At 68.5% G+C, this 12,180-nt stretch carries 11 protein-coding genes; 4 read left to right on the forward strand and 7 right to left on the reverse strand.

Translation table 11 applies throughout. The annotated features are described in order from the left end of the window. Positions 1–204 precede the first annotated feature (204 nt). Positions 205–1,974, reverse strand: a complete 1,770-nt coding sequence (locus tag ACFOSH_RS32110) for a chitinase (protein WP_378243317.1) — start codon at positions 1,972–1,974, stop codon at positions 205–207. 243 nt (positions 1,975–2,217) lie between these two features. Between ACFOSH_RS32110 and ACFOSH_RS32115 the strand changes: the two genes are divergently transcribed. Continuing rightward, positions 2,218–2,850: a sigma-70 family RNA polymerase sigma factor gene (locus ACFOSH_RS32115; RefSeq protein WP_378243319.1), complete on the forward strand. Its 633-nt coding sequence runs from the start codon at positions 2,218–2,220 to the stop codon at positions 2,848–2,850. Here the strand turns inward: ACFOSH_RS32115 and ACFOSH_RS32120 are convergent. From ACFOSH_RS32120 to ACFOSH_RS32140, 5 genes are all read right to left on the reverse strand, one after another. Further along, the gene (locus ACFOSH_RS32120) at positions 2,847–3,494 is read right to left on the reverse strand and encodes a response regulator (protein WP_378243321.1); all 648 of its coding nucleotides are present in this window, start codon (positions 3,492–3,494) and stop codon (positions 2,847–2,849) included. The genes ACFOSH_RS32115 and ACFOSH_RS32120 overlap by 4 nt on opposite strands. Next, positions 3,491–5,038 carry a sensor histidine kinase gene (locus ACFOSH_RS32125; RefSeq protein ID WP_378243323.1) on the reverse strand — a complete coding sequence of 516 codons (1,548 nt, stop codon included), beginning with the start codon at positions 5,036–5,038 and terminating at the stop codon, positions 3,491–3,493. The genes ACFOSH_RS32120 and ACFOSH_RS32125 overlap by 4 nt, the downstream gene beginning before the upstream one ends. A gap of 30 nt (positions 5,039–5,068) precedes the next feature. Beyond that, a complete protein-coding gene (locus ACFOSH_RS32130) occupies positions 5,069–5,548 on the reverse strand; it encodes a pyridoxamine 5'-phosphate oxidase family protein (RefSeq protein ID WP_378243325.1) in 480 nt (159 codons plus the stop codon). 98 nt (positions 5,549–5,646) lie between these two features. Further along, entirely contained in the window at positions 5,647–6,078 is a 432-nt protein-coding gene (locus ACFOSH_RS32135) for a nitroreductase/quinone reductase family protein (protein ID WP_378243327.1), read from the reverse strand. A 10-nt stretch (positions 6,079–6,088) separates the two neighbouring features. Then, on the reverse strand, positions 6,089–6,871 hold the full coding sequence (locus ACFOSH_RS32140; RefSeq protein ID WP_378243329.1) for a TetR/AcrR family transcriptional regulator: 783 nt from the start codon (positions 6,869–6,871) through the stop codon (positions 6,089–6,091). A 78-nt stretch (positions 6,872–6,949) separates the two neighbouring features. Between ACFOSH_RS32140 and ACFOSH_RS32145 the strand changes: the two genes are divergently transcribed. After that, complete coding sequence (locus tag ACFOSH_RS32145; RefSeq protein WP_378243331.1) at positions 6,950–9,211, forward strand: ATP-binding cassette domain-containing protein; 2,262 nt, start codon at positions 6,950–6,952, stop codon at positions 9,209–9,211. Positions 9,212–9,262: 51 nt separating this feature from the next. Here the strand turns inward: ACFOSH_RS32145 and ACFOSH_RS32150 are convergent, their stop codons facing one another. Beyond that, on the reverse strand, positions 9,263–10,123 hold the full coding sequence (locus ACFOSH_RS32150) for a hypothetical protein (protein ID WP_378243333.1): 861 nt from the start codon (positions 10,121–10,123) through the stop codon (positions 9,263–9,265). 136 nt (positions 10,124–10,259) lie between these two features. Between ACFOSH_RS32150 and ACFOSH_RS32155 the strand changes: the two genes are divergently transcribed. Then, positions 10,260–11,393, forward strand: a complete 1,134-nt coding sequence (locus tag ACFOSH_RS32155) for a metallophosphoesterase (protein WP_378243335.1) — start codon at positions 10,260–10,262, stop codon at positions 11,391–11,393. 122 nt (positions 11,394–11,515) lie between these two features. Then, the gene (locus ACFOSH_RS32160) at positions 11,516–12,160 is read left to right on the forward strand and encodes a DUF998 domain-containing protein (RefSeq protein ID WP_378243337.1); all 645 of its coding nucleotides are present in this window, start codon (positions 11,516–11,518) and stop codon (positions 12,158–12,160) included. The last annotated feature ends 20 nt before the right edge of the window (positions 12,161–12,180 follow it).

The following is a 12,180-nucleotide window of genomic DNA, read 5'->3' on the forward strand; positions in this document are numbered from 1 at the left end:
AGGGCGGGACGAGCTCGCGCTGGGTGCCCAGCCTGGCCGGGGTGCGCAGGGCGAAGGGGACTTTCGCCGCATCGCATGCATGGAGGGCATCCCCTCGCGCCAAGAGGGGTCGTGAGTGTTGAGTGTCGTTAGAACGACACTCAACACTCACGACCCCGTCAAGTACTCAAGCCCAGAGGCGCATTCAGAGGACTAAACGCGGGATCAGGGCAGGGCGTTCAGGAACGGTTCGTGAGCGTTCTGGAATTCCCAGCCGTAGTACCGGTCCCAGTTGATCGACCACGTCATCAACCCGCGCAACGCCGGCGAAGCACCGCCGCGCAACGTGTACGAACCGCATCCGGAGTTCTTCACCAGGCAGTTCAGCGCCGAATGCACCGCCGCCGGCGCGGTGTGCCCGTTGCCCGCGCTCACCGCGGCCGGGAGCCCGAACGCGATCTGGTCTTCACGCAGCCCCGGGAACCGGAACCCGGTCGAAGACACCGTGAAGCCCGCCTTGATCATGTCGGTCATCGCGATGTGGAAGTCCGCGCCGCCCATGAAGTGGTACTGGTTGTCCAGGCCCATCACCGGCCCGGAGTTGTAGTCCTGGACGTGCAGCACGGTCAGCGCGTCCCGCATCGCGTGGATCACCGGCAGGTACGAACCCGTCCGGTTGTCGGCGCCGCCGAGACCGCCGTAGTACTGGTACCCGGTCTGCACGAAGAACGTCTCCGGTGCCATCGTCAGCACGAATCCCGCACCATACTTGGCTTTCAGCGTCTTCAGGGCCGAAATGAGATTGACGATCACCGGCGTGGTCGGATTGCGGAAGTCGTTGTCGCCGGAGTTGAGGTACAGCGAGTGTCCCTCGAAGTCGATGTCGAGCCCGTTCAGCCCGTACTTGTCGATGATCGCCGAAACCGAGCTGACGAAAGCGTCGCGCGCGGCGGTCGTGGTCAGCTGGACCTGCCCGTTCTGCCCGCCGATGGAGATCAGGACCTTCTTGCCCTGCGCCTGCTTCGCGCGGATCGCGGCGATGAAGTCCGCGTCGCTTTCCACCGTCGGGCATTCGGCCACCGGGCACCGCGTGAAGCGGATGTCACCCGAGGTCACCGAAGTCGGCTCACCGAAGGACAGGTTGATGATGTCCCAGGCGGCCGGGATGTCAGCCATCCGCGTGTAGCCGGAACCGTTGGCGAAGCTCGCGTGCAGGTAGCCGATCAGCGCGTGCTTCGGCAGGCCGGTGTCGACGCAGCCTGTCGTTGTGCCGCCCGCCTCCGCGCTCTTCGGCGATTCACCGGCGCTGTTGTACGCGGCCACCGAGTAGTTGTGCGAAGTACAGGCCGTCAGCCCCGAAATCGTCGCCGAGGTCCCGGTCACCGTCGCGACCACGTTCCCGCCTTCGTACACGCGGTACCCCGTGACCGTGCCCGCCGAGGCTCCCCACGAAAGCGCGATCGACGAGTTCGTCACCGCGCCCGCGGCCGGATTCCCGGGCGCCGGAGGTGCTCCCGGGGTCCCGCCGCCAGGACCGTCGAGGCTGATGTCGTCCGCGTAGAAGGTGCCCGACCCGTACCAGCCGTGGACGTACACCTCCGCCGTCGTCTGCGTGGCCGACGTCGTGAACGACAGCGAAAGCTGCGTGTACGACGTCGCGGCGGTCCAGGTCGACGGTCCGCCGGTGACCCCGAGGTAGACCGGGTTCCCGTTCACCCAGGCGGAAACCGCGTAGGTCGTACTGGGCTTGACGGATACCGTCTGTGCGCACTTCCCGATCGTCGAGCCGGGCGTGACCGAGACGGCGTGACCGCCCGAGTGGACCGGTGTGGTGACGGCCGCGCCTGCCGCACAGGACCAGCCGGACGTCGAACCCGCCTCGAAACCGGGATTGAGGAGCAGATTGGCCGCGCTCGCGGTGCCGCCCCCCGCTATGAGCCCGGTGAAGGTGAGCACCAAAACGGCCAGAAAGGCCAGGGATCTGGAACGCCTCATCGCGATTCCTCCGTGAAAGGGCGGCCTGCCGCCGCACTGGGCTAATTGTCTAGACCAATCCAGGGAAAGTCCATACCTCCTGGGCACCAGGGCCTAAAGACCTGACTACTCCGGGCTGCTGTACCGGTGTGACGCGCGAGCGCGCTCCGTAACGTCGGAAGGGCCAAAGAGGGCTGGGGGCTTTCGGGAGGTGGGGACAATGGGAACGCACAGGGGCACACCGAGAACGGCCCATCCGGCGTGATGGCCGTGGCCGAAGCCGTGCGCCCGACATATTCGCCTCGGCCGGGAGAGCCGGACGGCGAATTGATCCGCGCGGCGATCAGTGGTGACCGGCGGGCCGTCGGGGCCCTGCTGACGCTTCTCCGGCCGATCGTGATCCGGTACTGCTCGGGCCGGCTGGGCGGGACCACGCGCGGCATCTCCAACGCCGAGGACTGCGCACAGGAAGTCCTCATGGCCGTGCTGGTCGCCTTGCCGCGCTACAGCTATCAGGACAGCAGCTTCCTGCCCTACGTCTTCGGGATCGCCTCGCACAAGGTCGCCGACGTCCGCCGGAACCTCGCCCGCGACCCGTCCGCGCCGGTGCCCGATCCGGAGCCCGAACTGGACAGACCGTGGAACCCGACGTTCGAAGAGGTCGAGAAGGCGGATCGCAGCCGCCGCCTCTCCCGGCTGTTCGAGGTCCTCTCGGCGAGGCAGCGTGACGTGCTGGTACTCCGCGTGATCCACGGCTTCAGCGCCGAGGAGACGGCGGGCGCGCTGGGCATGGCGAGCGCGGGCGCTGTCCGCGTCACCCAGCACCGGGCGCTCAACGAACTGCGCCGGGTACTGCGCGAGAACCCGGACTTCGCCGGCGGGTTCACCTTCTTCTAGGAGGTGGGCTTCCGGCGCTGCGTGGCGTAGACGGCGGCGGCGGTGCGGCGTTCGAAACCGAGCTTGTGCAGCAGGGACGACACGTAGTTTTTGACCGTCTTCTCCGCCAGGTACAGCTTTTCCGCGATCTGGCGGTTGGTCAGCCCGTCGGCGATGTGGTCGAGCACCCGCCGCTCCTGCGGGCTCAGCTGTTCGTAGCGCGGGTCCGGCAGGTCGGTCTCGCCGCGCAGCCGGTTCATCACCGACGCCGTCAGGGTGCTGTCCAGCAGCGATCCCCCCGCGGCGACCGTGCGGACGGCCTTGACGAGCGCGCCGCCGGAGACCTGCTTGAGCATGTACCCGGCCGCGCCGGCCATGATCGCGCCGAACAACGCGTCGTCGTCGGAGTAGGACGTCAGCATCAGGCAGGCGGGCGGCGGGTCGATCGACGCCCGGATCTCCCGGCAGACGCTGACCCCCTCGCCGTCCGGCAGCCGGACGTCGAGCACCGCGACCTGCGGTCTGACCGCGGGGATCCGCACGTAGGCCTCGGCGGCCGTGGACGCCTCGCCGACCACCGTGAGGTCGTCTTCGGCTTCGAAGACGGTCTTCAACCCGGTGCGGACGAGTTCGTGATCGTCCAGCAGGAACACCGAAATCGTCATCCCACACTCCCCTGTCGGGCCGGCAACTCCACCGACCAGTCGAGCCTCGTCCCGCCTTCCGGCCTCGCTTCGACGCTGAACGACCCGCTCCAGCGGGCCGCGCGTTCGGCGAGGTTCGCGACCCCGCTGCGATGGCCGGGCTCGACGGGCATGCCGACCCCGTCGTCCACCACCGAAAGCCTCAGCCACCGCCCGTCGCGGTCGACCGAGACGTCGACCGCCACCGTCGTCGCCCCAGCGTGTCTGACCACATTGGACAATGCTTCGCGCAGGGTCGCGATGAGGTCCGAGCGGACCGTGTCCGGCACGGTCGAATCTAGCGGTCCGTCGAACCCGACCCGGGGTTCGGACGCGCAGCCCGCGTCCAGCGCGACACGCAGCAGCTCCGACCGGAGGCTGCCCTGCGCCTCCGCCGGTTCCTGCAGCGAAAAGATGCTGTTGCGGATCTCGCGGATCGTGCGGTCGATCTCGTGTGCGAAGCCGGTCACGCGGTCGGCGACGGCGGGTTCGGCCGCGAGCCTGCTGAGTCCCTCCAGGCCGAGCCCGATCGCGAACAGCCGCTGGATCACCAGGTCGTGCAGGTCGCGGGCGATCCTGTCGCGGTCCTCGAAGACGGCGAGCCGCTGCCTGTCCTGTTGCGCGCGGGCGAATTCGACCGCGAGCGCGGCGTGCGCGGCGAAGGTCTCGGCGAGCTGGACGTCGTAGGCGGAGAACGGCGTCTTGTCTCGGAACTTCGCCACCAGCAGGACACCGAGCTTCTGCTCGCCGACGATCAGCGGGACGGCGATCGTGGAGTCCAGGTCCTTGATCGCCGCGGGCATCGCGGAGGCGTTGTCGCCCTGGTATTCGAGCACCTTCTCGCCGTAGTCCCGGACCACGACGGGTTTCCCACTGGTGAACGCCATCCCGGTCGCGGTGCCCTGTGTCGGCACGGCGACGCCGGCGAGCTTGTCGGCGTCCGGCCCCGGCGGCTCGACGATCTCGAAGACCAGCTTCCCGTCGCCGCTGGGAAGGGCCACCGCCCCCGCGGTGCCACCGGCGACGACGCGGGCGCGTTCGGCGATGAGGTGCAGGGTCGCGGTCAGATCCTGGTCGGTCAGGAGCGCACCGGTGACGTGGTAGGAGGCTTCGAGCCAGCGTTCACGCCGCTGTACCTGGTCGAACAGGGCGGCGTTCTCGATCACCACACCGGCCGCGGCGGTGAGGGCGACGAGCAGGCCTTCCTCGGCTTCGGTGAACTCCTCACCGTCCGGTTTGCGGGCGAGGTACAGCATCCCGAAGATACGGCCGCGCACGCGAAGCGGGATCACGCGGGACTCGTCCTCGGACGGCGGCTTTACCCAGGCGTCGGCGAAACGGATGAATTCACCCGAATCGAGGACGCTCAGCGCGCCGAACGGCGCACCGGTCAGCTCGCAGGCGGACTCGACCATACGCCGCAGCACGTCGGAGGGGCTGAGATCGTGAGCGATCCCGGCCACCGCGTCCAGAATCCTGGGCGCCTTGGCGTCACCCGCCGCACTCACCCGCCGCACCGCCGTCACCGTCCCGGAGTAACGCCCCGGGCAGTGAGGTCAGGAATGGCAAACGCGCCCGGATCGCTCATCTGGTGCGTCGATCACGGACAGTGCTTCGTTACTGCACACGCCGAGGATCCTTCGTCCGGTTACCGACTCGACCGGGATCCGGAGGTAGCGGGAGTCCGTTCGCCCAGTCCAGCAGCCCAGTGGCAAGGTCGAGAGCTCGGCGATCACGATCGGATCACGCACCTCGGAGGCGCGGCCGAGAGCGGTGACGAACCACCCTGTTCCCAGGTCCGCGGTGAACTCGTCGACCGCGAACGCCACCACACTGTCGAGCACCCCGGCGAACAACGCGCTCTGCGCCGGGGTCCGCACCACGATCGCGCCGTGGTGGAGCGCGAACCGGGCGGGCTGGATCGCGGGCAGGGCGCGGGAGGTGAACACCACCCTGCCGAGCCCGGCGCCCGCGAGCAGCGCCAGGCACTGCTCGCGGTCGAGCGTCTCGAGACCCAAGGAGTCGGACATCGGCATCCCCGCGTTCTCGTAGTCCTGTGTCGAGGTCCACGGTCCCCGGCCTGCCGACTCACCGGTAGGGCCAATGGGCCCGCCTCATGCGGGGGATGCGCGTGTTAGGCCTTGGGCGAGAGCAGGACCACGGGGATCTCCCGCTCGGTCTTGGTCTGGTACTGCGCGTAGTTCTTGAAGTCCTTGGTGATCTTCGGCCACAGGCGGGCACGCAACTCGGTGTCGGCGACGCTCGCGACCATCGGCCGGGCGGTCTCGCCCTTCAGGGTGACCTGGACGTCGGGGTTGTCGCGGAGGTTGAGGAACCACGCCGGGTGCTGGTCGTCGCCACCGCGGGAGGCGACGATGACGTACGCGTCGCCCTCGCGCAGCGGTGAAGTCAGCAGCACGGTGCGCGGCTGGCCGGATTTGCGGCCGATGGTGGTCAGTTCCAGGACGGTCATCCCGGCGACCTCCCAGCCGGCGCGGCCGCCGCTGACCTTCTGGATGACGCGGTGGACGGCGTTCATGGTCTTCAAAGCGAAATCACTGGGCATGCGGAGAAGGCTACTCCGCTTTCATCGCGACTTCGATTCCGTCCAGGAGAACAGCCAGCGAGAGCTCGAAAGCCTCCCTCGCCTCCTGCTCCAGATAGGAAACCGTCTCGTCCTCCATCCGGAACGCGTGCTCGCCCTCCATCCAGGTCAGCGTCGGGAATCGTTCGGCGAAGTCCGGCGAGACCTCCCGCAGATGCGCGGACCGCGCGTACCACCACTCGTCGCCGGATTGCCCTGTCACCTTCTCGGCCAGCCGCGTTTCCGAAGCGGTCCTGGCGGGCTCGCGCACGCACGCGTACAGCGCGCTGACCAGCCGCCGCAGCACGACCGGGCGCAACCCGGTCCGGCGCAGGCTCTTCACGAGCGCCTCCAGCACGACGTACTCGTTCGGCCCCAGTACCGGCCGAGCCTGCGAGATCCGCAGGACCCAGGGATGCCGCAGGTAGAAGTCCCAGAGATCCTCGGCCCAGCGCGCGACGTCGGCCCGCCAGCCGCCACCGTCCCGGGAAGCCGGCAGTTCGGCGAGCACCTTGTCGTACATGAGATCGAGCAGTTCGCTCTTGCTCGGGACATAGGTGTAGAGCGCCATGGCCGTGCGGCCGAGCGTGTCTCCGACGGCCCGCATCGACAGGCCGGCCATCCCCTCGGCGTCCGCGATGGCGATGGCGGTGTCGACGATCAGCTCCACCGAGAGCCCCTGCTTGGGACCAGGGCGTTCGGCGTCCGGCGAGTCCGTCCGCCACAGCAGCGCCATCGACCGCCGAGGGTCCCCTTGAGCCGCGTAGACGACCACTCGCTAACTCCTTACAGCATAAACTAACCTCTGCTACCCTCACTTTACAGGCTAAAGAGTTCCAATCAGGGGAGAGCCATGCCTTCGGCCGCCGACAGCCACGACATGATCCAGGTCCGAGGAGCCAGAGAGAACAACCTCGCCGACGTCTCGGTCGACATCCCCAAGCGCCGCCTCACCGTCTTCACCGGTGTTTCGGGCTCGGGGAAGTCGTCCTTGGTGTTCGGCACCATCGCCGCGGAGTCGCAGCGGCTGATCAACGAGACCTACACCGCGTTCATCCAGTCCTTCATGGCCCCCGTCGGACGGCCGGACGTGGACGCGCTGCGGAACCTGAGCGCCGCGATCGTCGTCGACCAGGAGCGGATGGGGGCCAACTCCCGCTCCACGGTCGGTACCGCGACCGACGCCCACACGATGCTGCGGATCGTCTTCAGCAGGCTGGGACAGCCGCATATCGGGACGTCGGGCGCGTTCAGCTTCAACCTTCCCGAGGGGATGTGCCCCGACTGCGAGGGGCTGGGGAAGGTCTCCACCATCGACGTCGACCAGCTTGTCGACAAGGAGCTTTCGCTCGACGAAGGGGCGATCACCGTCCCGAACTTCGCGCCGGGCGGCTGGTACTGGAAGGGGCTGGCTGAGTCCGGCTTCGTCGATCCGGCGGTCAAGCTGAAGGACTACACCCCGCGGCAGTGGGAAGACTTCATGTACAAGCCCGCCACCAAGATGAAGCTCGGCGGGATCAACACGAACTACGAAGGCCTGCTGGTGAAGGTCCAGCGGCTGTTCCTGGCCAAGGACAAGGAAGCGACGCAGCCGCACATCCGGGCCTTCGTGGACCGGGCGATCACCTTCCGGCTGTGCCCGGCGTGCGACGGCGCCCGGCTCAACGAGGCGGCGCTGTCCTCGAAGATCGACGGGCTGACCATCGCCGACTGCTCGGCGATGCAGATCAGCGACCTGGCCGACGTCGTCCGCAAACTCGACGATCCGTCGGTCGGCCCGCTGATCCAGACCCTGCGCGGCACGCTCGAATCGCTCGTGGAGATCGGCCTCGGCTACCTGAGCCTCGACCGTGAGTCCGGGACACTTTCGGGCGGCGAGGCGCAGCGCGTGAAGATGGTGCGGCACCTGGGGTCCAGCCTCACCGACGTCACCTATGTCTTCGACGAGCCGACAGTCGGGCTGCACCCGCACGACATCCAGCGGATGAACGGCCTGCTGCTCCTGTTGAAGGACAAGGGGAACACGGTGCTCGTCGTCGAGCACAAACCGGAGACGATCGAGATCGCCGACCACGTCGTCGACCTCGGCCCGGGCGCCGGGCCGAACGGCGGGCAGATCTGCTTCACCGGCGACGTCGCCGGGCTGCGCACGTCCGGCACGCTCACCGGACGGCATCTGGACCACCGGGCGCGGCTGCGCGCCGACGTCCGCGAGCCTGCCGGGCGGATCGAGATCCGGAACGCGACCCGGCACAACCTGCGCGATGTCGACGTCGACATCCCTCTGGGCGTGCTGACCGTGGTCACCGGGGTCGCCGGTTCGGGCAAGAGCTCGCTCATCCACGGCTCACTGTCCACAAGGGACGACGTGGTGGTGCTCGACCAGTCGCCCATCCGCGGCTCGCGGCGGAGCAACCCGGCGACCTACACCGGCCTGCTCGACCCGATCCGCACCGCGTTCGCCAAGGCCAACGGCGTCAAGGCGGCCCTGTTCAGCGCGAACTCCGAAGGCGCGTGCCCGAAGTGCAAGGGCATCGGGCTGATCTACACCGACCTGGCGATGATGGCCGGGGTCGCGACGGTCTGCGAAGAGTGCGAAGGCAAGCGGTTCACCGCCGAAGTCCTGACCTACCGGCTGCGCGGCAAGAACATCAGCGAGGTCCTCGCGATGCCGGTCGCCGAGGCGCGCGACTTCTTCCCCTCGGGCCAGGCGCGGACGATCCTGGACCGGCTTTCCGACGTCGGCCTCGGCTACCTCGGGCTCGGGCAGCCGCTCACGACACTGTCCGGCGGGGAACGGCAGCGGATCAAACTGGCCATCCGGATGGCAGAGAAGTCGGCGACCTACGTCCTCGACGAACCGACCACCGGCCTGCACCTCGCCGACGTCGACCAGCTGCTGGGGCTGCTGGACAGGCTCGTCGACGACGGCAACACGGTGGTGGTCATCGAGCACCACCAGGCGGTGATGGCGCACGCGGACTGGATCGTCGACCTGGGGCCGGGCGCCGGTTCGGACGGGGGTCAGGTGGTCTTCACCGGGACTCCGGCCGATCTGGTCGCCTCCGGTGACACGCTCACCGCACAGCACCTTCGCGCTTACGTGGGCCGGTAGCGCGCGCTATGAAAGGTCCTTTCCTTGCAAATTTTGCAAGGAAAGGACCTTTCATAGCGCCCGGGACCGACGCCGAACCGCTTCACGAGCGGCCACCGCACCGCTAAGACCCAGCACCCCCAGCGCCAGCCCCGAGGTCACCATCTCCACCGGCGAAGCCGCCAGCGGCGAAACCCCGGTCACCGACTCCACCCCCACCACCGCGGTCAGCACGGCGTAAGCACCGATCGCCGCCCACACCAGCCGCACGCGCCGCCGTTCCGTCCAGTCCGCGAACCGCAGCAGCCAGGCGAGTCCCGGCACGATGAGGATCGCGTGCATCGCCACCGCGTGCAGCGGCTTCAGCGCGCCGGCCGTGGTGTACGCGGCCTGCGGGTTCCCGCCCCGCGCCTCGACGACGCCGCTCGCGATCATCGCCGCGCCCGCGCCCAGCGCCACCAGCAGCGCGACGAAGCCGAACCGCACCGCGAGCCGCATGCTCGCCGTCATCTCCCCTTCGCCGCGCATCGCCGCCGCGGTGAACGAGACCGCCGTCAGGATGAGGACGCCACCGCCCGCCGCGAGCGTCGTCGACACCGCGTTGTCGAAACCGGTCTCGAAGTTGAAGTGCGACGGCACCCCGCGCCAGGCCTGCATGCTCACCAGCACCGTCTCGACGACGCTCGCGCCGGTGAAAACGCCGAGCAGCACGTTCCGCACGCGCGGCCGCACCGCGACGTACGAGGTCGCCCAGGCGACGGTCGCCAGCGTCAGCCCGAACGACCACCCGAAGGTGACCGCCTTCCGCAGCGAAAGCGGCCCGGTCCACGAACCGCCGGACGCGATCAGCACGGCCGCGTGCACGAGACCGCTGAGGAACAGGAGCGCCCCGGTCACGTAGGCGACGCGTTCGATGGTCCGTATTTCCTTCATGTCCAAGAGTGTCTTCCGGAGCTCGATGGGAAGCGTCGGCCGTGAAGCGACACCTCGTCTACGTCCGGCGACGTACCTGAGAGCCCCTCAGCGAAGACCGCGGTAGAGACCGACGGTCTGTTAGCCTGGCGTCATCATGCCTCGCATCCTCGCCCGCGTCGCCGCGCTGATCGCCGTTCTCGCCCTCCTGTTCGGAGTGCCGTGGTGGACGATCGTCGGCTCCCCCGAACTCCCGTCCGCGCTCGAAGTCCTCGGCACGATCGTGTTCGCCGCGGCGGCGGTCGCCGTGCCCGCGTGCATGATCCTCGGCCACGGCCCCTGGCAGCGCGACCTCGCGGCGAAGATCGGCGACCTCTCCCTCGGGCTGATCTGGCTGCTGTTCTCCTTGTCGGTACTCGGAAACGTGCTGCGGCTCGTACTCGCGGTGTCCGGAGTGGACAGTGCGGCGGGAATCGTGTCCGGCGTCGTCCTGGCGGCTTTTGCGGCGCTGGCGGCGTACGGGATGGTCGAAGCCCGGCGCGTGCCGAGGCTCAAGGAGCTCGACGTCGTGATCCCCCGCCTCGGCGCGGGACTCGACGGTCTCCGCTTCGCGATCATCACCGACACCCACTTCGGCCCGCTGAACCGGACGAAGTGGTCGGAGAAGGTCGTCGAGGTGGTGAACGAACTCGACGCCGACGTCGTGGCCCACGCGGGCGACCTCGCCGACGGTTCCGTCGCCAAGCGCGCGCAGCAGGTCGCGCCGCTCGGGAAGGTCCGCGCGAAGCTCGGCAAGTTCTACATCACCGGCAACCACGAGTACTTCGGCGAGGCGCAGGCCTGGCTCGACCACATGCGCGACCTCGGCTGGGAACCGCTGCACAACCGGCACCTGCCGGTCTCCCAGGGCGGGGACACGCTCGTCTTCGCCGGCATCGACGACCCGACCGGCACCGCCTCCGGTCTGCCCGGTCACGGCCCCGACCTCCCCGCCGCGCTCGACGGCGTCGCCGCGAGCACCCCGGTCGTCCTGCTCGCCCATCAGCCGAAGCAGGTCAAGCAGGCCGCCGAGGCCGGTATCGACCTCCAGATCTCCGGGCACACCCACGGCGGCCAGATCTGGCCGTTCCATCTCCTGGTGCGGCTCGACCAGCCTGTTTTGGCCGGGCTTTCGCGCCACGGTGAGCGCACGCAGCTCTACACGAGCCGCGGCACCGGCTTCTGGGGACCGCCGCTGCGCGTCTTCGCGCCGAGCGAGATCACCCTTCTGACCTTGCGAAACAGCAAGTAGTCCGCTGATTGCGACCCTTCGGGGTCACAGCAGGCGTCACCGACAATTTTTTTTGTCTTGACAATCGGGACTTTCGGAGCGAAGGTTGTGCCAACGCACTCCCGCCCCGAAAGGCCGAAACGATGACCATCGCCGCCACCCGCGCCACCACCACCGTCCCGACCCGCGCCCTGCTCGCTTGCGGCGCGGCCTCCGGCCCGCTGTACTTCCTGATCTCGCTCACCCAGGCCGCCGTCCGCGACGGCTTCGACCCGACGAAGCACCCGGCGAGCATGCTGAGCAACGGCGACGCCGGCTGGATCCAGGTGACGAACTTCCTGGTCACCGGCATCCTGATGATCGCGGGCGCGATCGGCTTGAGCCGGACGCTCGAACCGGGCAGAGGCAGTACGTGGGGCCCACGGCTGTTGGGCGTCTTCGGCGCCAGCCTGCTCTTCGCCGCGGTCTTCAAGGCCGACCCAGGCAATGGCTTCCCGGTCGGTTCCGGCCCGGCCACCATCAGCACCGCCGGGATCCTGCACATGGCAGCCGGCTCGGTCGGCTTCCTGTCGCTGATCATCGCGACCTTCGTGTTCGCGAGCCGCTTTTCCCGTGCGGGCCACCGCGGCTGGGCCGTCTACTCCCGCGCCACCGGCATCGCGTTCTTCGCCTCCTTCGCCGGGATCAGTTCCGGCAACGCGAACGCCGTCGTGATGCTCGCCTTCTGGGCCACCGTGATGCTGGCCTGGGGCTGGGTCACCGCCGTCGTCCTCCGCGAATCCCGCTAGACAACCCTAGGAGAATTCCC

This window comes from Amycolatopsis speibonae (genome assembly GCF_042647925.1).
Classification (GTDB): domain Bacteria; phylum Actinomycetota; class Actinomycetes; order Mycobacteriales; family Pseudonocardiaceae; genus Amycolatopsis; species Amycolatopsis speibonae.

Bases quoted from the DNA above. Each gene is read 5' to 3' on its own strand.
- ACFOSH_RS32160 (WP_378243337.1), top strand. From the start codon at position 11,516: ATGACCATCGCCGCCACCCGCGCCACCACCACCGTCCCGACCCGCGCC.
- ACFOSH_RS32110 (WP_378243317.1), bottom strand. From the start codon at position 1,974: ATGAGGCGTTCCAGATCCCTGGCCTTTCTGGCCGTTTTGGTGCTCACC.
- ACFOSH_RS32155 (WP_378243335.1), top strand. From the start codon at position 10,260: ATGCCTCGCATCCTCGCCCGCGTCGCCGCGCTGATCGCCGTTCTCGCC.
- ACFOSH_RS32120 (WP_378243321.1), bottom strand. From the start codon at position 3,494: ATGACGATTTCGGTGTTCCTGCTGGACGATCACGAACTCGTCCGCACC.
- ACFOSH_RS32135 (WP_378243327.1), bottom strand. From the start codon at position 6,078: ATGCCCAGTGATTTCGCTTTGAAGACCATGAACGCCGTCCACCGCGTC.
- ACFOSH_RS32145 (WP_378243331.1), top strand. From the start codon at position 6,950: ATGCCTTCGGCCGCCGACAGCCACGACATGATCCAGGTCCGAGGAGCC.
- ACFOSH_RS32150 (WP_378243333.1), bottom strand. From the start codon at position 10,123: ATGAAGGAAATACGGACCATCGAACGCGTCGCCTACGTGACCGGGGCG.
- ACFOSH_RS32115 (WP_378243319.1), top strand. From the start codon at position 2,218: ATGGCCGTGGCCGAAGCCGTGCGCCCGACATATTCGCCTCGGCCGGGA.
- ACFOSH_RS32130 (WP_378243325.1), bottom strand. From the start codon at position 5,548: ATGCCGATGTCCGACTCCTTGGGTCTCGAGACGCTCGACCGCGAGCAG.